Source organism: Streptomyces albidus (ex Kaewkla and Franco 2022), from assembly GCF_013870515.1.
In the GTDB taxonomy this organism is placed as follows: domain Bacteria; phylum Actinomycetota; class Actinomycetes; order Streptomycetales; family Streptomycetaceae; genus Streptomyces; species Streptomyces albidus.
This window is the reverse complement of sequence record NZ_JACBXA010000115.1, coordinates 1-17,749: the sequence shown is the minus strand read 5'-3', so window position 1 is coordinate 17,749 and position 17,749 is coordinate 1. Positions and strand designations below refer to the sequence as shown.

General features: G+C 71.2%; 18 protein-coding genes. 11 read left to right on the top strand and 7 right to left on the bottom strand.

The window, feature by feature from the left end; genetic code table 11:
- Positions 1-55: 55 nt before the first annotated feature.
- The gene (locus H5J26_RS17740) at positions 56-1,405 is read right to left on the bottom strand and encodes a diaminopimelate decarboxylase (protein ID WP_181766858.1); all 1,350 of its coding nucleotides are present in this window, start codon (positions 1,403-1,405) and stop codon (positions 56-58) included.
- Positions 1,406-1,526: 121 nt separating this feature from the next.
- On the opposite strand from H5J26_RS17740, the gene hutU reads away from it, so the two are divergent.
- The 4 genes from hutU (at position 1,527) to hutI (ending at position 7,175) form a co-directional block, all read left to right on the top strand.
- Positions 1,527-3,191, top strand: a complete 1,665-nt coding sequence (gene hutU, locus H5J26_RS17735; RefSeq protein WP_181766857.1) for a urocanate hydratase — start codon at positions 1,527-1,529, stop codon at positions 3,189-3,191.
- A gap of 122 nt (positions 3,192-3,313) precedes the next feature.
- Positions 3,314-4,528, top strand: coding sequence for an allantoate amidohydrolase (locus H5J26_RS17730; RefSeq protein ID WP_181766860.1), 1,215 nt, complete (start codon positions 3,314-3,316; stop codon positions 4,526-4,528).
- Complete coding sequence (locus tag H5J26_RS17725) at positions 4,525-5,889, top strand: formimidoylglutamate deiminase (RefSeq protein WP_181766856.1); 1,365 nt, start codon at positions 4,525-4,527, stop codon at positions 5,887-5,889. Before H5J26_RS17730 ends, H5J26_RS17725 begins: the two co-directional genes overlap by 4 nt.
- 110 nt (positions 5,890-5,999) lie before the next feature.
- Complete coding sequence (gene hutI / locus H5J26_RS17720; RefSeq protein WP_181766855.1) at positions 6,000-7,175, top strand: imidazolonepropionase; 1,176 nt, start codon at positions 6,000-6,002, stop codon at positions 7,173-7,175.
- A gap of 18 nt (positions 7,176-7,193) precedes the next feature.
- On the opposite strand, the gene H5J26_RS17715 is transcribed toward hutI, so the two are convergent.
- Positions 7,194-7,643, bottom strand: coding sequence for a nitroreductase family deazaflavin-dependent oxidoreductase (locus H5J26_RS17715; RefSeq protein ID WP_181766854.1), 450 nt, complete (start codon positions 7,641-7,643; stop codon positions 7,194-7,196).
- A 135-nt stretch (positions 7,644-7,778) separates the two neighbouring features.
- Complete coding sequence (locus H5J26_RS17710) at positions 7,779-8,705, bottom strand: RNA polymerase sigma factor SigF (RefSeq protein ID WP_181766853.1); 927 nt, start codon at positions 8,703-8,705, stop codon at positions 7,779-7,781.
- Positions 8,706-8,966: 261 nt separating this feature from the next.
- Between H5J26_RS17710 and H5J26_RS17705 the strand changes: the two genes are divergently transcribed.
- Positions 8,967-9,347, top strand: coding sequence for an STAS domain-containing protein (locus H5J26_RS17705; RefSeq protein WP_181766852.1), 381 nt, complete (start codon positions 8,967-8,969; stop codon positions 9,345-9,347).
- A 443-nt stretch (positions 9,348-9,790) separates the two neighbouring features.
- Entirely contained in the window at positions 9,791-10,354 is a 564-nt protein-coding gene (locus H5J26_RS31550) for an ATP-binding protein (RefSeq protein ID WP_419183817.1), read from the top strand.
- Between the two features lie 45 nt (positions 10,355-10,399).
- Here H5J26_RS31550 and H5J26_RS17695 read toward each other — a convergent pair whose 3' ends face one another.
- From H5J26_RS17695 to H5J26_RS17685, 3 genes are read right to left on the bottom strand one after another with little or no spacing between them, the layout of a single operon-like run.
- The gene (locus tag H5J26_RS17695) at positions 10,400-11,605 is read right to left on the bottom strand and encodes a dipeptidase (protein ID WP_181766850.1); all 1,206 of its coding nucleotides are present in this window, start codon (positions 11,603-11,605) and stop codon (positions 10,400-10,402) included.
- A complete protein-coding gene (gene purE, locus H5J26_RS17690) occupies positions 11,605-12,141 on the bottom strand; it encodes a 5-(carboxyamino)imidazole ribonucleotide mutase (RefSeq protein WP_181766849.1) in 537 nt (178 codons plus the stop codon). The genes H5J26_RS17695 and purE overlap by 1 nt, the downstream gene beginning before the upstream one ends.
- Positions 12,138-13,313 (bottom strand): 5-(carboxyamino)imidazole ribonucleotide synthase, encoded by a 1,176-nt coding sequence (locus H5J26_RS17685; protein WP_419183816.1) that lies wholly within the window; start codon positions 13,311-13,313, stop codon positions 12,138-12,140. The genes purE and H5J26_RS17685 overlap by 4 nt, the downstream gene beginning before the upstream one ends.
- 108 nt (positions 13,314-13,421) lie before the next feature.
- On the opposite strand from H5J26_RS17685, the gene H5J26_RS17680 reads away from it, so the two are divergent.
- The 5 genes from H5J26_RS17680 (at position 13,422) to H5J26_RS17660 (ending at position 16,966) form a co-directional block, all read left to right on the top strand.
- The gene (locus tag H5J26_RS17680) at positions 13,422-13,784 is read left to right on the top strand and encodes a hypothetical protein (protein WP_181766847.1); all 363 of its coding nucleotides are present in this window, start codon (positions 13,422-13,424) and stop codon (positions 13,782-13,784) included.
- A complete protein-coding gene (locus H5J26_RS17675) occupies positions 13,781-15,328 on the top strand; it encodes a peptidoglycan-binding protein (RefSeq protein WP_181766846.1) in 1,548 nt (515 codons plus the stop codon). Before H5J26_RS17680 ends, H5J26_RS17675 begins: the two co-directional genes overlap by 4 nt.
- Positions 15,329-15,364: 36 nt before the next feature.
- Positions 15,365-15,838, top strand: a complete 474-nt coding sequence (locus H5J26_RS17670; protein ID WP_181766845.1) for a protease inhibitor I42 family protein — start codon at positions 15,365-15,367, stop codon at positions 15,836-15,838.
- Positions 15,839-15,846: 8 nt separating this feature from the next.
- Complete coding sequence (locus H5J26_RS17665) at positions 15,847-16,260, top strand: hypothetical protein (RefSeq protein ID WP_181766844.1); 414 nt, start codon at positions 15,847-15,849, stop codon at positions 16,258-16,260.
- Positions 16,261-16,426: 166 nt separating this feature from the next.
- A complete protein-coding gene (locus H5J26_RS17660; RefSeq protein WP_181766859.1) occupies positions 16,427-16,966 on the top strand; it encodes a GtrA family protein in 540 nt (179 codons plus the stop codon).
- On the opposite strand, the gene H5J26_RS17655 is transcribed toward H5J26_RS17660, so the two are convergent.
- Positions 16,877-17,749 (bottom strand): sensor histidine kinase (locus H5J26_RS17655; RefSeq protein ID WP_181766843.1); only part of this gene is annotated, 873 nt, incomplete at its 5' end. The genes H5J26_RS17660 and H5J26_RS17655 overlap by 90 nt on opposite strands.

Genomic DNA, 17,749 nt, shown 5'->3' with positions numbered 1-17,749 from the left:
CTCGCAGCCGCGCTCCGCCCGTTCGGGCGGCGGGGGACACCGGCAGCGGTGTCCCTCACGCCTCGCGCAGCGCGTCCGGATGGGCGCCGCCGGACTCGGCGACGATGCTCTCGAGCGACTGCGGTTCGCGTACGGTCGCGAAGCGCACCTCCTCCGGCCCGTCCACCGTGAAGCCGTAAACCCCCGGCCTGGGCAGGGAGTTGTAGCCGAAGGGGTTGGAGAAGTAGTACGCGCCCGTGTCCAGGAGCGCCGCGTGGTCCCCCGCGTCCAGGCGGGGGAGCTTGCGGTCGCGGGCCACCAGGTCGCCGGCGAAGCAGCAGGGTCCGGCGATGTCCTGGGCCACCGGGTCACCGGTCTTGGGGCGGCCCTCGGAGTCGTAGGGCGCGACGCGCAGCGGCCAGGCGTCGGGCGTGAAGACCGTGCGCACGGCGATCTGTGCGCCCGCATGGGTGACGGCGATCGGACGGCCGCCCGCGGCCTTCGCGTACTCCACGCGGGCGAGGACCGTGCCGGCCTTGGCCAGGAGGGACCGGCCGAACTCGGTGACCAGGCCGTACCGGCCGTCGAAGAGGCCCGGCACGGTGCGGGCGAGCAGCTGCGCGTACTCGGCGAAGGTCGGAGTGATCTCGTCGGAGTCGAAGTTCACCGGCAGGCCGCCGCCCAGGTCGAGGGTGTCGATCTGGCGGCGTCCGACGGCCTCGTTGATCTCCTCGGCGAGCTCGTAGGTGGCCTGGGCTCCCTCGGCCATCATCTCCAGCGGCATGCCCTGCGAGCCCACGTGCGAGTGCAGCCGGGTCAGCCAGGGACGGTCGCGGTAGGTCTGTACGACCCATTCGCGTGCTCCGGGATCCTGGAGCGCGACGCCGAACTTCGAGGTGGCGGTCGCGGTGCTCATGGCACCGATCGACCCCCCTCCCAGCTGCGGATTGACGCGCAGCCCCACGGGGGCGGGAGCGGGCTCGCCAGGGGTGAGAAGGGCGTCGAGCCGGGAGATCTCCTGCGGGTTGTCGGCGTTGAGAGCGATGCCGAGGCTCACGGCTTCGCTCAGCTCGCCGGCGGTCTTGGCGGGGGAGTCCAGCACGGTCCGCTCCGGCGGCACTCCGGCGGCCCGGGCGAGGGCCAGCTCACCGGGGCTGGCGACCTCGCAGCCGATGCCCTCGTCGGCCAGCAGCCGCAGGACGGGCACGAGGGAGGCGGCCTTGACGGCGAAGGTGTGCAGGACGTTCTGGCCGGGGGCGGAGACCTCGGCGAAGGCGTTGTGCAGGGCCGCGGCCGCCTCCCGTATGGCGCGTACGTCGAGCAGGCCGGCGATCGGCTGCCCGTCCCCGGTGACGAGGCCCTGGTCGACGGCGGCACGTACTGCCAGGTCGCGGCGGCTTGCGGTGGTGCTGGTGGAGTGGTGCATGGGACAAGCCAAACACGTCCCCGCCCGGAGGGGTATGGACCACCCTCGCGCTGTTGACTAGGTCTATTCACTCCGTAGAGTGTGTGAATAAATCTGGGTGCAGAGCAGGGAGGCAGGGGACATGTCTGGACCGCGACCCGTACGGGCGCCGCGCGGCACCGAACTGAGTGCCCGGGGGTGGCAGCAGGAGGCCGCCCTGCGGATGCTGCAGAACAATCTCGACCCCGAGGTCGCCGAGCACCCCGACAAGCTCGTGGTCTACGGCGGCACCGGCAAGGCGGCCCGCGACTGGCCCTCGTTCGACGCCATGGTCCGTACGCTGCGGACCCTCGGAAACGACGAGACGATGCTCGTGCAGTCGGGCCGGCCCGTGGGCGTCATGCAGACGCACGAGTGGGCGCCGCGTGTGCTCCTCGCCAACTCCAACCTCGTGGGCGACTGGGCGAACTGGGAGGAGTTCCGGCGGCTCGACGCGCTGGGGCTGACCATGTACGGGCAGATGACGGCCGGTTCATGGATCTACATCGGCACGCAGGGAATCCTGCAGGGCACTTACGAGACGTTCGCCGCGGTCGCCGCCAAGCGCTTCGACGGCACCCTCGCCGGGACGATCACGCTGACGGCCGGGCTCGGCGGCATGGGCGGCGCACAGCCGCTCGCGGTGACCATGAACGACGGCGTCGTCATCTGCGTCGAGTGCGACGCCTCCCGCATCGAGCGCCGCATCGACCACGGCTATCTGGACGTGCGCGCCCATTCCCTCGACCACGCACTGGAGTTGGCCACTCAGGCACGCGACGCACGCAGGCCGCTGTCGATCGGAGTGCTCGGCAACGCGGCGGAGGTCGTGCCCGAACTGCTGCGGCGCGGCGCCCCCATCGACATCGTGACCGACCAGACCAGCGCTCACGACCCGCTCTCCTACCTGCCGGTCGGCATCGAGTTCGACGAGATGGCCTCGTACGCCGCCGACAAGCCCGCCGACTTCACCGTCAGGGCCCGCGAGTCGATGGCCCGCCACGTGGAGGCGATGGTCGGCTTCATGGACGCCGGGGCCGAGGTCTTCGACTACGGCAACTCCATCCGCGGCGAGGCCCGACTGCACGGCTATGGGCGGGCGTTCGACTTCCCCGGGTTCGTACCCGCGTACATCCGGCCGCTGTTCTGCGAGGGCAAGGGGCCGTTCCGGTGGGCGGCCCTTTCCGGCGACCCGAAGGACATCGCGGCGACCGACCGAGCGCTGCTCGACCTCTTCCCCGAGAACGAGTCGCTCGCGCGCTGGCTCCGGCTCGCCGGTGAACGCGTGCACTACCAGGGCCTGCCCGCCCGCATCTGCTGGCTCGGGTACGGCGAGAGGGACCGCGCCGGAGAGCGCTTCAACGACATGGTGGCGAGCGGGGAGCTCTCCGCACCCGTGGTGCTGGGACGCGACCACCTGGACTGCGGCTCGGTGGCCTCGCCTTACCGCGAGACCGAGGCGATGCTCGACGGTTCGGACGCAATCGCCGACTGGCCCCTGCTGAACGCGATGGTCAACGTCTCCTCCGGGGCGACCTGGGTCTCGGTGCATCACGGCGGAGGCGTGGGCATGGGCCGCTCGCTCCACGCCGGCCAGGTCACCGTGGCGGACGGCACGCCGCTCGCCGGTGAGAAGCTGCGCCGCGTGCTGACGAACGACCCGGGCATGGGCGTCGTGCGCCATGTGGACGCCGGGTACGAGCGCGCGGAGGAGGTCGCCGCCGAGAAGGGCGTGCGGGTGCCGATGCGGGAGGGCGAGGACGCGTGACCTCGGGGGAGCGTCCTGAACGACCGGCCCGGGGCCCGGTCGTGGGCAGGCCCGTACCGCAGGAGCTGCTGACGCCGGCGAACGGCGAGGGCAGCGCTGCGAGTCCGCCGTCCTTCCACGAGATGTGGCGAGACCTGTCCTCCGTCGGGCGCTACAAGGACAGCGGCGGCTACCGCCGCTACGCCTGGAGCGGCGCGGACACCGACTGCCGGGCCTGGTTCCGTGCCCAGGCCGAAGCGCGGGGCCTGGCCTACGAGTTGGACCGCAACGGCAACCAGTGGGCCTGGCTGGGCGTCACGTCCGCGGAGGACATCGCTCTAGGGAACGCCGTCGTCACCGGCTCGCACCTCGACTCCGTGCCCGACGGCGGCGCGTTCGACGGTCCGCTCGGTGTCGTCTCCGCCTTCGCCGCACTCGACCGACTGCGGGAGCGCGGTGCGCACTTCACCGTGCCGCTGGGCATCGTCAACTTCCAGGACGAGGAGGGCGCCCGGTTCGGGCTGGCCTGCGTCGGCTCACGGCTGAGCTCCGGAGGGCTCACCCAGAAGCAGGCGCACGCCCTGCGGGACGGCGACGGGGTCACGCTGCCGCAAGCCATGGAGCGGGCCGGTCACGACCCGGACGCCATCGGCCCCGACCCCGAACGCCTCTCCCGTATCGGGGCGTTCGTCGAACTCCACATCGAGCAGGGCCGCGCCCTGGCGGCGCGCGCCGACGCGGACGCACGCTCGGTCGGTGTCGCCTCGGCGATCTGGCCCCACGGACGCTGGCGCTTCGACTTCGAAGGCGAGGCCAACCACGCGGGCACCACCCGCATCGAGGACCGCCGCGACCCGATGCTGACCTACGCAGGGACCGTGCTCGCCGCCCGCGAGGAGGCCCGGCTCTCCGGCGCCCTGGCGACCTTCGGCAAGGTGGCCGTCGAACCCAACGGGGTCAACGCCATCCCCTCCCTCGTACGCGGCTGGCTCGACTCGCGCGCCGCCGACGAGGACACCCTCGCCACTGTCGTCGCCGCCATCGAGAAGGCGGCCGGCGAGCGCGGAAAGCTCGACGGCGTGCAGGTCCGCGTCACCCGTGAATCCCGCACGCCCGTCGTGGAGTTCGCCCACGACCTGCGTGACCGGATCGCCCGGCAGCTGGGCGGCGCGCCCCTGCTGCCCACCGGTGCGGGCCACGACGCGGGCATTCTGTCCGCCTCTCTCCCCACGGCGATGCTGTACGTGCGCAACCCGACCGGCGTCTCGCACTCGCCCGCCGAGTTCGCGCAGGAGGACGACTGCGTGGCGGGGATCGCCGCACTCGCAGACGTGCTGGAAGGGCTGGCGTGCCGATGACCGCGGATCCCGGGCCCACTTACTGGTGCGCCCAAGCCTGGCTGAACGGCACCGTGGAGCTGGGCGTCGTCATCGAGACCGGCACCGACGGGCGGATCACCGGTGTGCGTACGGGCGTCGACGCACCGCCCCCGGGGGCCGAGCCGCTGCGGGGGCTCACCCTGCCCGGCCTGGCGAACGCGCACTCGCACGCCTTCCACCGCGCGCTCCGCGGCACGGTGCAGGTGGGGTCCGGCACCTTCTGGACCTGGCGCGAGACGATGTACCGGATCGCCGCGAAGCTCACGCCGGACTCCGCCCACACCCTCGCCCGCGCCGTCTACGCGGAGATGGCGATGGCGGGCATCACCTGCGTGGGCGAGTTCCACTACGTCCACCACGCTCCGGGCGGCGAGCCCTACGACGACCCCAACGCCATGGGCCATGCGCTCATTTCGGCGGCCGCCGAGGCGGGCATCCGCATCACCCTCCTCGACACGGCCTACCTCGCCTCCGGGTTCGGCCGCGACGGACGTGGCGAGCCCCCCGGCCAGCAGCAGCTCCGCTTCTCGGACGGTACGGCCGCGGCCTGGGCGGAACGCGTCGACGGACTCCGCGCCGAGGGCGGGCATGCGCGTACCGGTGCCGCCGTCCACTCCGTACGGGCCGTCCCCGCAAGGGAGTTGGGCCCGGTCGTCGAATGGGCCCGGACGCGGTCGGCGCCGCTGCATCTGCACCTGTCGGAGCAGACGGCCGAGAACGAGGCCTGCCAGGAAGCGCACGGCTGCACCCCGGCCCAACTGCTCGCCGACCACGGGGTGTTCGGGCGCCGTACGACGGCGGTGCACGCGACGCATCTGACATCCGGGGACATCCGGCTGCTCGGGGACGCCTCCGCGGGCGTGTGCATGTGCCCCACCACCGAACGCGATCTGGCCGACGGCATCGGCCCGGCCCCCGCGCTCCAACGGGCCGGTTCGACGCTGTCGCTGGGCAGCGACAGCCATGCCGTCATCGACCTGCTGGAGGAGGCGCGGGCCCTGGAGCTGGACGAGAGGCTTCGTACCCGCACCCGCGGACACTGGACCGCCGCCCAACTGCTGCGTGCCGCAACCGAGGACGGGCACGCGTCACTGGGCTGGCCCGAGGCGGGACGTCTGGAGACCGGGGCGCTAGCCGACTTCACGACCATCTCGCTGGAGTCCGTGCGCACGGCCGGCGCGGTGCCGCGTACGGCCGCCGAGACCGCGGTCTTCGCAGCGACGGCGGCCGACGTCCGCCACACGGTCGTCGGGGGCCGCCACGTGGTGCGGGACGGGGCGCACGCCTACGTGCCCGATGTGCCCGGTGCCCTGGCCGAGGCGATCGGAGCGCTCCACTAAGGGGCTCGCGCAGGCGGTGCCGTCCTCCCGAAGGCCGGAATCCGCCTCCGCGACCCGCCACCGCCGTCACGACTCATCCGCGAACGACAGCCACCACCGAGGACCGAGAGATGACAAGCACCCTCGTCACGAACATCCGCACCCTGGTGACCAACGACCCCTCCCTCGGCGAGGGGCCCCTCGGTCTCGTCGAGGACGCCGCCGTCGTCTTCGACGGAGACCGCGTCGCCTGGGTGGGCCTCGCGGCCGACGCTCCCGCCGCCGACAGCGCATACGACGCCGAAGGCCGTGCCGCCATCCCGGGCTTCGTCGACTCCCACTCCCATCTCCTCTTCGCCGGCGACCGTACGGCTGAGTTCAACGCCCGCATGTCCGGCCGCCCTTACACCGCCGGCGGAATCCGCACCACGGTCGCCGCGACCCGCGAGGCGAGCGACGAGGAGCTGGGGCGCAACCTCGAACGGCATCTCGCGGAGGCCCGCCGTCAGGGCACCACCACGATGGAGACCAAGTCCGGGTACGGCCTCACCCCCGACCAGGAGGCCCGAGCGCTGCGGGTGGCTGCGGCCCACACCGACGAGGTGACCTACCTGGGCGCTCACATCGTCGCCCCGGAGTACGCCGACGACCCGGCCGCCTACGTCGACCTCGTCACCGGACCCATGCTGGAGGCCTGCGCGCCGTACGCCCGCTGGGTCGACGTCTTCTGCGAGAAGGGCGCCTTCGACGGTGACCAGGCACGCGCCATCCTGACCGCGGGAGTGGCGAAGGGGCTGACCCCGCGCGTCCACGCGAACCAGCTCTCCTTCGGCCCCGGCGTCCAGCTCGCCGTCGAACTGGGTGCCGCGTCGGCCGACCACTGCACGCACCTCAGCGACGCGGACGTGGACGCCCTGAGCCAGAGCGCGGACACCGTCGCGACCCTGCTGCCCGGCTGCGAGTTCTCGACCCGGGCCGTGTATCCCGACGCGCGGCGCCTGCTCGACGCGGGCGTGACGGTCGCGCTGTCCACCGACTGCAACCCCGGCTCGTCGTTCACCTCGTCGGTGCCGTTCTGCGTCGCGATCGCGGTACGTGAGATGGGCATGACCCCGGACGAGGCGGTCTGGTCGGCGACGGCCGGCGGCGCACGCGCCCTGCGCCGCGGCGACATCGGCCGCGTCGCCCCGGGCGCGTACGCCGACCTCGCCCTGCTGGACGCCCCCTCCCACGTCCACCTCGCCTACCGTCCCGGTGTCCCTCTGGTCACCCGCGTCTGGCAGCGCGGCACGCCGGTGCAGGGGTGAGGCGGAGGGGCCCCGCCCTCAGCCGCCGGTGCGGTGCAGCCTGACCACGGGGATGTCGCGGGTCGTCTTCTTCCGGTAGTCCGCGTAGGGGGAGAAGAGCTCCACCAGATGCGGCCACACCCGCTCCTTGTCCTGTGCGGAGAGCTCCTCGGCGCGCGCGGAGAAACGGTCGGGCCCCACACGCAGCCGCACGTCAGGGTTCTCCAGCAGGTTCAGGTACCAGGCCGGGTGCTTGTCTGACCCGCCGTTGGAGGCGACGACCAGATGGTCCTCGCCGTCCCGGCCGTAGATCAGCACGGTGCGCCGCCAGGTGCCGCTGCGCCTGCCGCGGTAGTCGAGCAGCAGGCAGGGTGCGCCCATCACCTCGGTGCCCTTGGTGCCGCCCGACTCCTCGTACAACTCGGCCTGCGCGGCGACCCAGCCGGTCGGGCTGATGACCACCGAGCCGTCGCTGTCCGTGTCCGTCATGGCATCGCTCCTGTCTGTGCGGTGAAGCGGGGAGGGCGGGGTGCCCGTCCGTCCTGTCCGCACACAACGCAGTGGGCCGCTCCGGTACTCCTCGACCGGAACGGCCCACCAAGGCTCACTGGGCGGAGCGGGGTGTCACTCCTCGATCATCAGACCCTTGCGCAGCTTGTTCAGCGTCCGCGACAGAAGGCGCGAGACGTGCATCTGGGAGATGCCGAGCTCCTCGCCGATCTCGCTCTGGGTCATGTTCGCGACGAAGCGCAGCGAGAGGATCGTCCGGTCGCGCGAAGGGAGTTCGGCGATCAGCGGCTTGAGGGACTCGACGTACTCGATGCCCTCCAGGCCGTTGTCCTCGTAGCCGATGCGGTCCGCGAGGGCGCCCTCGGTGTCGTCCTCCTCGGGCTGCGCGTCCAGGGAGCTGGCGGTGTAGGCGTTGCTCGCCGCCATGCCCTCGACGACCTCTTCGATGGAGATGCTGAGCCTCTCGGCGAGCTCCTCCATCGTGGGTGCGCGGTCGAGGCTCTGGGCGAGCTCGTCGCCGGCCTTGGCCAGGTCCAGGCGCAGCTCCTGGAGGCGGCGCGGCACGCGGACGGACCAGGAGGTGTCACGGAAGAAGCGCTTGATCTCGCCGATGATCGTCGGCATGGCGAAGGTCGGGAACTCCACGCCGCGGTCGAGGTCGAAGCGGTCGATCGCCTTGATGAGGCCGATGGTGCCGACCTGGACGATGTCCTCCATCGGCTCGCTGCGCGAGCGGAAGCGGGAGGCGGCGAACTTGACCAGTGCCAGGTTGAGTTCGACCAGGGTGTTGCGCACGTACGAGAATTCGTGGGTGCCCTCGTCCAGCGTCTCCAGACGCTTGAAGAGGGTCTTGGACATGGCCCGCGCATCTACCGGGCCCACCTCGTCGTAGGGCGGGATCTCCGGCATTTCGAGCTGGTCGAGGATCTCCTCGACAGCTTCCGGACTCGTGGATTCCGGCACCTGTTCCGGGCTGAACTGCTCCGGAACGACCGGGGCGGCGGCAGTGTCCGGTATCCCTGGGTCGAGCCTGGGTGACATGGCGGTTGTCCTCCATCATTCTCGGCATATGGCTGCCGAAGCCGTGAGGTGCACTACGAAGGTGCGGCGCCTCCAAAGCCGACGTGTTTCTGTATTCCTATACGCCTACCCGCTCGCGTACGCGTATGGCAAGTGCTAAATGTTCGAATTTGCCCCAATGTGTGGGTTGTTCAGCTACCGGTCCTGCCCGTGAAGGCGTAGGGTTCGGATGGTTTCACGGGGGCAGAAGAGACGGCGCTATGGCGATCAAAAGGGGTGTGCATGGACCGCGGGATGCCCGGCAGCACGAGCCGGGGTCGACTGACGGTCGACGTACGACACCAGGGCAGCAGTGCCGTCGTGACCCCAGAGGGTGAGCTCGATCACCACACAGCGGATGTGCTCACTGAGCCGCTGGAGCAAGCTCTCGCCGACGGTTACAGCCGCCTGGTCGTCGACTGCGCTCAGCTGCAGTTCTGCGACTCGACCGGACTGAACGTGCTGCTCGGGGCCAGGCTGAAGGCCGAGGCCGCCGGGGGAGGCGTTCACCTGGCGGGAATGCTGCCGGTGGTCGCCCGGGTCTTCGAGATCACGGGCGCCGGAGCGGTGTTCACCGTGCACGACGATCTCGGCGCGGCACTGGCGCACGTGGCGGAGGCCTGATGCTGAAGGCATCGATTGTGTCCGGCGGATCAAGACGAAGTTGCGCGCGTCACATCAGTCCGTCCGATTCAGTGGGTGTTCTCACGGTCCCGTAGGGCAGGAGATCCCCGGAGTCAGTCAGATGGACAGTCAGACACTCGCGATGCTGCTCGCTGACCCGGCACGCGGTGACGAGAGGCACTATCGGTGATCGGTGAGGTGAACCACTGATGAGCACCACCGGGCCGTTTCCGGCGAGCGGCGACTGCGGTCCGGAGCCCGAGGGCGCCGCGACGACAGCAGCCTCGCCCGGTGCCGGAACAGCCGGGGCGGGGGCCTTCACCGGCTTGTCCGGCTCCTCGAGCACGCCTGGAAGCACGCCCGGCGCGGCAGGCCGGCCGGGTACGTCGGGCAGTGCCGAGGGTCAGGTCGAACAGGTCTCTCAAGCCGGTCGGACGCCTCAGGTGGCACCGTCCGCACAGGCCGGCCGGACCGAGCAGCCGGGCCGCGCGGAGCAGCCCGGTCAGAGCGACGAGCCGAATCAGAGCGAGCAGCCGGGGCCCACGGATGAGGCCCCTCGCGCCGCGCATGGAGAGAGCGGGAAGGGACATCCGATGCGCCAGGTGCGCAGGCTGCGCCTGGTCGGAGTCAGCGGTGCCGTCCCCCGCGCCCGTGACTTCGTCCGCCAGGCCCTTCAGGACTGGGGCTGGCTGCCCGCCGCCACCGGTGACCAGCGGGCCGCCGCCGAGGACGTCCTGCTGGTCGTCTCGGAGTTGGTGACGAACGCGTGCCTGCATGCGGACGGGCCCGAGGAGTTGCGTGTCGGAAGCGGCACCAAGGTGCTGCGCCTGGAGATCGTCGACCAGGGCAGCGGCTCACCGTCCCCCCGCAACCCGCACCGCGCCGGACGCCCCGGCGGCCACGGCATGTTCATCGTCCAGCGGCTCTGCCTGGACTGGGGCGTGGTGCGCAACCCGGAGGGTCTGGGCAAGACCGTCTGGGCGGAGCTGGCGGCTCCCGGCAGCTGACCGGCGCCTCGTCCGATCCTGGGCGCCGGCCTCAACCACCCGGTGTCAGCCGTCCAGTTGACCGATCGTCGCGATGGACGGGCCGCGCCGTCCGCGTAGTTCACCGGAGACCGCTTCCGCGTCCCGCAGCACCCGTACCGCGTTGTGCCACGTCAGCTTGGCCAGATCCGCCTCCGACCAGTGGCGTCCCAGCAGTTCCGCGATGAGGTTCGGGTATCCCGCGACGTCCTCCAGTTGCGCGGGGACGAACGCCGTGCCGTCGAAGTCGCCGCCGATGCCGATGTGGTCGATGCCTGCCACCTCACGCATGTGGTCGAGGTGGTCGGCGACGGTGGAGGCGTCGGCGACGGGCCGGGGGTGGTCCCGCTCGTACGCCTGCTGGACCCGCATCCCCTCCTCGCTGCCGTCCAAGGGGTGCAGCCCGTGCGCGCGCATGTTCTCGTCGGCGGCCTCCGTCCAGACGACGGCCGCCGGCAGGACGAACTTCGGCACGAACGTCGCCATGGCCACGCCGCCGTTGCCGGACAGCGACTCCAGCACGTCGTCCGGGATGTTGCGGGGGTGATCGCACACGGCGCGCGCCGAGGAGTGCGAGAAGAGCACCGGCGCCTCGCTCACCCGCAGGGCGTCCCGCATGGTCGAGGGGGCGACGTGCGAGAGGTCGACGAGCATGCCGAGCCGGTTCATCTCACGCACGACCTCCTCGCCGAAGCGCGTGAGACCGCCGTGGCGCGGCTCGTCCGTGGCCGAGTCCGCCCAGTCGATGTTGTCGTTGTGCGTGAGCGTCATGTAGCGCACGCCCAGCTCGTACAGCGCACGCAGCGTCGCGAGGGAGTTGTTGACGGAGTGGCCGCCTTCGGCGCCCATCAGCGAGGCGATGCGGCCCTCGGCCCTGGCGTCCTGCAGCTCGTCGGCGGTCCGGACGAGCCGCAGGTCGTCCGGGTAGCGGGCGGCCAACTGCCGTACGACGTCGATCTGTTCCAGGCAGGCGCTGACCGCGCTGTCGCCCGTCAGGTCCGTGCGCACGTACACCGACCAGAACTGCCCGCCGACGCCGCCGGCGCGCAGCCTGGGGATGTCGGTGTGCAGATGGGCCGACTGGTCCCGTGCGATGTCCCTCAGGTCGAGGTCGTAGGAGACCTGCTCGCGCAGCGCCCAGGGCAGGTCGTTGTGTCCGTCCAACACGGGGTTGTCGGCGAGGAGTTCACGCGCCCGTACGAGCAGCGCGGCTGCTTCGGCTGTCACGGACATCAGTTGCCCCCGAAGCCGAAGCCGCTCCGGCCTGCGGCGACCTTGCTGCGCAGCTTCCGGCCCTTCTCCTTGGCCTCGTCGTTCAGCCCGTCCTGGAACCGCCGCATGCGCTCCTGCAGTTCGGCGTCGTGGGCCGCGAGCATCCGCACGGCCAGCAGGCCCGCGTTGCGTGCGCCGCCGACGGAGACCGTCGCGACGGGCACCCCCGCGGGCATCTGCACGATGGAGAGGAGCGAGTCCATGCCGTCCAGGTACTTCAGCGGCACCGGTACGCCGATCACCGGGAGAGGCGTCAACGCGGCGAGCATGCCCGGGAGATGGGCGGCGCCGCCGGCGCCCGCGATGATCGTGCGCAGCCCGCGTCCGGCGGCCTCCTCGCCGTAGGCGGCCATCTCGTGCGGCATGCGGTGTGCGGAGACGACATCGGCCTCGTAGGGGATCTCGAACTCCTCCAGGGCCTTCGCCGCCTCCTCCATGACGGGCCAGTCCGAGTCGGAGCCCATCACGAGACCGACGAGCGGGGTGTCAGTCGTCATTCGGTGATCGTCCCTCGCAGGTATCCGGCGGCGTGGGCGGCGCGTTCGCGCACGTCGGCCAGGTCGTCGCCGTAGGTGTTGACGTGGCCGATCTTGCGTCCGGGCTTCACGTCCTTGCCGTACATGTGGATCTTCAGCTGCGGGTCGCGTGCCATGCAGTGCAGGTACGCGGAGTACATGTCCGGGTAGTCGCCGCCGAGGACGTTCGCCATCACCGTCCACTTCGCACGGGGACGCGGATCGCCGAGCGGGAGGTCGAGGACGGCGCGCACGTGGTTGGCGAACTGCGAGGTCACCGCCCCGTCCTGGGTCCAGTGGCCGGAGTTGTGCGGGCGCATCGCCAGCTCGTTCACCAGCACCCGTCCGTCGCGGGTCTCGAAGAGCTCCACGGCCAAGTGGCCGACGACGTCCAGCTCCTGCGCGATCCGCAGCGCCAACTCCTGTGCCTGCACCGCCTCGTGGCCGGGCAGGCCGGGCGCCGGGGCGATGACGGTGTCGCAGACGCCGTCGACCTGGATCGACTCGACGACCGGATACGCGACGGCCTGGCCATGCGGCGAGCGCACCACGTTCGCCGCCAGCTCCCTTGCGAAGTCGACCTTCTCCTCCGCCAGCACGGGCACGCCCGCCCTGAACGGCTCTGCCGCCTCGGCGGTGTTGCGCACGACCCAGACGCCCTTGCCGTCGTAGCCGCCGCGGACCGTCTTCAGCACGACCGGGACGGGGAATCCCGCCCCGCCGTCCGCCTGTGTGAGCGCGCCGGACACCTCGGAGGCGAAGGCGGCCACGTCCGCGGGGTCGCGCACGATGCGGTGCTGCGGGCAGGGCACTCCGAGGCTGTCGAGCCGGGCGCGCATGACGCCCTTGTCCTGAGCGTGCATCAGCGCGTCGGGCCCCGGCCGTACGGGAACGCCCTCGGCTTCCAGCGCGCGCAGATGCTCGGTGGGGACGTGTTCGTGGTCGAACGTGATCACGTCGCACCCGCGGGCGAAGTCACGCAGCGTGCCGAGATCGCGATGGTCGCCCACCACGACGTCCGGCGCGACGAGCGCCGCGGAGTCCTGAGGGGTGTCCGAGAGGAGCCTGAATCTGATGCCGAGGGGGATGCCCGCCTCGTGGGTCATACGGGCGAGCTGGCCACCACCGACCATGCCGAGAACCGGGAACGTCACAGGCTCAGCGTATCCGCACACCATCACCACCCGAAGCGCGGTGGGTGGCCGGTATAGTGCGCGCGGTTTGATGAGTACCTGACGTATCGGGTTGACGGGGGAATGCACATGGGAGCGGGCAAGGGCGACCTCGGCCTGGACGGAGCCGGAACCCTCAGTCAGGGAACCCGCCTGAAGAACGCGGCCGACGATCTCGACTCCGTCGGCAGGCTTCTGGGCGCCGGGCCGGCGAGCCAGATCTACGCCATCACGAACATCTTCGGTGACGAGAAGTTCGGTGAGTACGGAGCGGACACGGCGTTCCCGTCCTTCTCCAACGCCTGGAACGAAGAGGTCGGCGTACTGGCCGAGGCGCTCCGCGAACTCCACAGGAAGATCGGCGACGGCGTCGCCACCACCCGCGCCGAGGACGTACGCGAGGGCGAGGGCTTCCGCTCCATCGAGTCCCCCTCCAAGGGAGGACCTCGATGACCTCCCTCGGGCGCGACCGCAAGAAGGAACTCGACGACCTGCTGGGCGACATCGACTCCGGCCCGCTGTGGGGCGGATTCACCGGAGAGCTGGCAAAGCTCCAGCTCGCGAACAAGATCGAGGACGCCCTCGGCTTCGCCGAGCCCAAGGGCGACCCGGGCCACATCGCCGGCAAGGCACGCGACTACGCCAACGCCTCCTCGTACGTCAGCACCGTGCACGGAGACGTCAAGGCGGTGGCCCGTGCCGGGCTGCCCGCCGTCTGGGTCGGGGAGGCGGGCAGCAAGGCGAGCGACGTCACCGACGCGGCCGCCTACAGCGCCGACCAGATGGCCGAGAAGTTCGCCAAGGCCGGCCGCGAGCTCCAGATGCTCTCCACCGGCATCCAGGACGCGAAGGGTTCGCACAGCCGCGGCATGGACGCCCTGCACGCCGCCCGCGGCTACCTCGGCGACAACCCCGCCTTCGCCTCGGACGACGAGGCGGCCAAGGCGAAGGCCGCCGCGCAGGAGGGCGTCCGGATGCTGCGCACCGCGGTCGAGCGGGCCGAGGACGCCGGTGAGCGTGCCGCCCGCGAGCTGGACAAGCTCACCTCCGAAGCACGCGCCGGAAAGCTCGACTCGGACCATCTGTCCGCCGCCGACCGCATCACCCTCGCCGACGCCGCGGCGCACGGAGGCGACCGCGACGCGAACGAGATCCTCACCGCCAACGACCTCCGCCGCTCCGGCACGCGGCTGGACGAGATGAGCGAGTCGGACCGCAAGGCCTTCGACGGGATGCTGGACGGCGCCAAGTCGCCCGAGGAGCGCGCGTACCTGATGAAGGCGCTCGCCTCCGGCTACGACCTGGACCACATCCAGGACTTCCGCGACCAGATCCACCCCCACGGCGACGACCCGGCATGGCTCCAGCAGCACCTGACGCCGATAGCCAGCCGCCCCGAGGACTCCAAGGCGTACGGCAACCAGGATGCCGACGTCTCCTTCGGCCCGCAGCGCTGGGAGCAGGAAGGCCCCACCTGCGTCGCGATGTCGACCGTCACCGCCCACGCCGCCACCGATCCGCTCTACGCCCTGGAGCTGACCACCGGCGGTCACCCCGGAGACCCGGAGTACGACAATCCCGCGGCGTTCGAGGAGCGCATGCGGGACGAGGAGACCCGGGTCTACGACGTGCGGGACGACAAGGACCAGGAGGGCATGACCGACGACGAGAGCGAGGAGATCGCCGACGACGAGATCGGCGAGCACACGGGCAGCGACTACGAGAACCGCGAGCTCGATGACTCCGGGGACCGTGAGGACGCCCTGCCCGAGATCCGCGACTCCGTCAACGCGGGCAGGCCCGTCCCGGTGAGCGTCCGGGGCGAGGACAGCGGCCACCAGATGATGATCATCGGCCAGGAGGGCGACAGGCTCCAGATCTACAACCCCTGGGGCTTCACCACCTGGGTCAGCGAGGACGACTTCATCAACGGCAACATGGCCGGAGCGTCCGACGACAGGCTGCCCACGCCCACCTCCGTGCGGCTCCCGGAGTGAGCGGCGCACCCGTTCCCTCCGAGTAAGGCGGCCCGTATGCGAGCCAAGAGCGTTCTCGTCGTCCTCGCGGCACTCGCCGCCGCCACCCTGTCGGGCTGCGGCGGCGAGCACGGCGGCGACACCCCCGGCAAGAGCGGCGGGGGCGGCGGAGGCACGTCCGATCCCGCTCCCGTGCGGGCTTACGACAAGGACCACACCCGCATCCGGACGGCGCCCGGCGAGCGCTTCGAGCTGAAGCTCAAGGAGAATCCGAGCACCGGGTACGCCTGGGTCGTCGAGAAGCCCGCGCCCGCCTCCGGCGTCGTCAAGCAGACGGGCAAGCGCTTCAAGGGCTCCGACCCGGAGAGCGTCGGTTCCGGAGGCACCCGGTATCTGCAGTTCCGCGCGGAGGGCACCGGCCGTACGAGCGTGAAGCTGCGCCACTGCTTCCGGTGCGGCACCTCCAGCGAGCAGACCGACGCAGACCACGAGGTCACCGAGGTGACCTTCGACGTGACCGTGCAGAAGTGAGACCAGTCGTGACTGAAGAGAACGGCGCCGCCGGCGCACGCACCACCGACGAGGAGCTGCGCGCCCTCGACATCCCTCTGCTCCTGCGTTACGGGCTCACCCTCGGCGGCCGGCACCGCACGGCGCTCTTCGGCGACGGTGCCGTGGCCGCCGCGCTCGCCGCCGAGGACCATCACGTCTATCCGCGCGGCATGGCGTACCTCGGAGAGGTCGTCAGGCGCGGCGGCATCGCGGCGGCCGCTGAGCTTCCCGAACCGCTGCCGGGCTGTGCGGCGGGCCCCGCCAAGGAGTGGCTCGCCACCGCCGCGTCCGTCGTCAAGGACGACGAAGTGGACGGCGAGGAGACCGTGGCCCGCTGGCTGGAGGCGGCCGCCACCGTCATGGAGTTGCGCCGCGGCTCGCGCGGTCACGACGGCGAGTAGCCGGCTGCGGGCGGCCGCCGGAACCCTCTTGGCAGCGCCGTACGGGCGTACTCCGGTTGCAGCACGCGCCACGGAGCGAGGGTGACCGCCCTGCGCGAGCCGGGCCCGCTGGTTAGCATTGCGCGGGGGACGGACGACCACGACCGGAACGGGGCTCGGCGAGATCATGGGTGAATGGGGCGCAGGCCGCAGACTGAAACGACTGCGCACTCGGCTCGAGCGGCTCGCTCGTGAAGTCGCGAAGTTCGGTGCTGTCGGTGCGGTCGGATTCCTGGTCAACGTGGCCGTCTTCAACCTGTGCATCCACACACTGCAGTTGGCTCCGATCCGCTCCGGTGTCATCTCCCAGGTCGTCGCCATCGGCACCAACTACCTGGGGAACCGGTACTGGACGTACCGGCACACCGACAAGCGCCGCATCCGGCGCGAGACGGTCGCCTTCTTCGCCTTCAGCGGCGTCGCCCTGGTCATCGAGAACGCCGTACTGGCCGTCTCCCACTACGGACTCGGCTTCACCTCGCCGCTCGCGGACAACATCGCGAAGAACGTGATCGGCCTGGGGATCGGCACCGTCTTCCGCTTCTGGACCTACCGCACCTGGGTGTTCACGAGCGGCTCAGGTGGCCGCGTCCTCGGCCGCTCCGCCTCCCGCGACGGCCTCCCGGCTGAGGAAAAGGGCGAAGACCGGCGGGTGTTGCTGAAGTAGCTCCAGCCGTCCGCCGTCCGCCTCCGCCAGGTCGCGGGCGACGGCCAGGCCCAGGCCTGTGGAGTTGTGGCCGCTGACGGTCCTCTCGAAGACGCGGGAGCCGAGCTCGGCGGCCACGCCGGGCCCCTCGTCCGTCGCCTCGACCACGACCTGGTTGCCGGTGACGCGGGTGCGCAGCGCGACCGTACCGGCGCCGTGCATCAGGGAGTTCTCGATGAGCGTCGCCAGCACCTGTGCGACCGCGCCCGGTGTGCCGACGGCCCGCATCCCGGGCTTCCCGTAGCGGACGATCGCCCGCCCCGCCCCGCGCACGGCGGGCTTCCACTCCTCGACCTGCTGCTTGAGCACCTCGTCCAGATCGAAGCCGACGGCCGAACCGGAGCGGGGGTCACGGGAGTTGGTGAGGAGGCGCTGCACGACGTCCGTCAGGCGCTCCACCTGCGCCAGCGCGATCGTCGCCTCCTCCTTGACGGTGGCCTGGTCCTCCGGGTCGTCCGTGTCGGCCGTCGCGATGATCTCCTCCAGCCGCATCGACAGCGCGGTCAGCGGAGTGCGCAGCTGGTGCGAGGCGTCGGCGGCGAGACGGCGTTCGGCCGTCAGCATCCTGCCGATACGGTCGGCGCTGCCGTCCAGCACGTCGGCGACCCGGTCCAGTTCTGGGACGCCGTAGCGCCGGTGACGCGGGCGCGGGTCGCCGGATCCGAGCCGTTCGGCCGTCTCGGCGAGGTCGGCGCGGATCATCGACGTCACCCCGGGCCGTATCCAGACCTCCGTCGACGAGGG

What these genes read in the sequence shown, in the direction of transcription:
- H5J26_RS17740 (WP_181766858.1), bottom strand. Translation starts at nt 1,405, where the DNA reads ATGCACCACTCCACCAGCACCACCGCAAGCCGCCGCGACCTGGCAGTA.
- hutU (WP_181766857.1), top strand. Translation starts at nt 1,527, where the DNA reads ATGTCTGGACCGCGACCCGTACGGGCGCCGCGCGGCACCGAACTGAGT.
- H5J26_RS17730 (WP_181766860.1), top strand. Translation starts at nt 3,314, where the DNA reads ATGTGGCGAGACCTGTCCTCCGTCGGGCGCTACAAGGACAGCGGCGGC.
- H5J26_RS17725 (WP_181766856.1), top strand. Translation starts at nt 4,525, where the DNA reads ATGACCGCGGATCCCGGGCCCACTTACTGGTGCGCCCAAGCCTGGCTG.
- hutI (WP_181766855.1), top strand. Translation starts at nt 6,000, where the DNA reads ATGACAAGCACCCTCGTCACGAACATCCGCACCCTGGTGACCAACGAC.
- H5J26_RS17715 (WP_181766854.1), bottom strand. Translation starts at nt 7,643, where the DNA reads ATGACGGACACGGACAGCGACGGCTCGGTGGTCATCAGCCCGACCGGC.
- H5J26_RS17710 (WP_181766853.1), bottom strand. Translation starts at nt 8,705, where the DNA reads ATGTCACCCAGGCTCGACCCAGGGATACCGGACACTGCCGCCGCCCCG.
- H5J26_RS17705 (WP_181766852.1), top strand. Translation starts at nt 8,967, where the DNA reads ATGGACCGCGGGATGCCCGGCAGCACGAGCCGGGGTCGACTGACGGTC.
- H5J26_RS17695 (WP_181766850.1), bottom strand. Translation starts at nt 11,605, where the DNA reads ATGTCCGTGACAGCCGAAGCAGCCGCGCTGCTCGTACGGGCGCGTGAA.
- purE (WP_181766849.1), bottom strand. Translation starts at nt 12,141, where the DNA reads ATGACGACTGACACCCCGCTCGTCGGTCTCGTGATGGGCTCCGACTCG.
- H5J26_RS17680 (WP_181766847.1), top strand. Translation starts at nt 13,422, where the DNA reads ATGGGAGCGGGCAAGGGCGACCTCGGCCTGGACGGAGCCGGAACCCTC.
- H5J26_RS17675 (WP_181766846.1), top strand. Translation starts at nt 13,781, where the DNA reads ATGACCTCCCTCGGGCGCGACCGCAAGAAGGAACTCGACGACCTGCTG.
- H5J26_RS17670 (WP_181766845.1), top strand. Translation starts at nt 15,365, where the DNA reads ATGCGAGCCAAGAGCGTTCTCGTCGTCCTCGCGGCACTCGCCGCCGCC.
- H5J26_RS17660 (WP_181766859.1), top strand. Translation starts at nt 16,427, where the DNA reads ATGGGTGAATGGGGCGCAGGCCGCAGACTGAAACGACTGCGCACTCGG.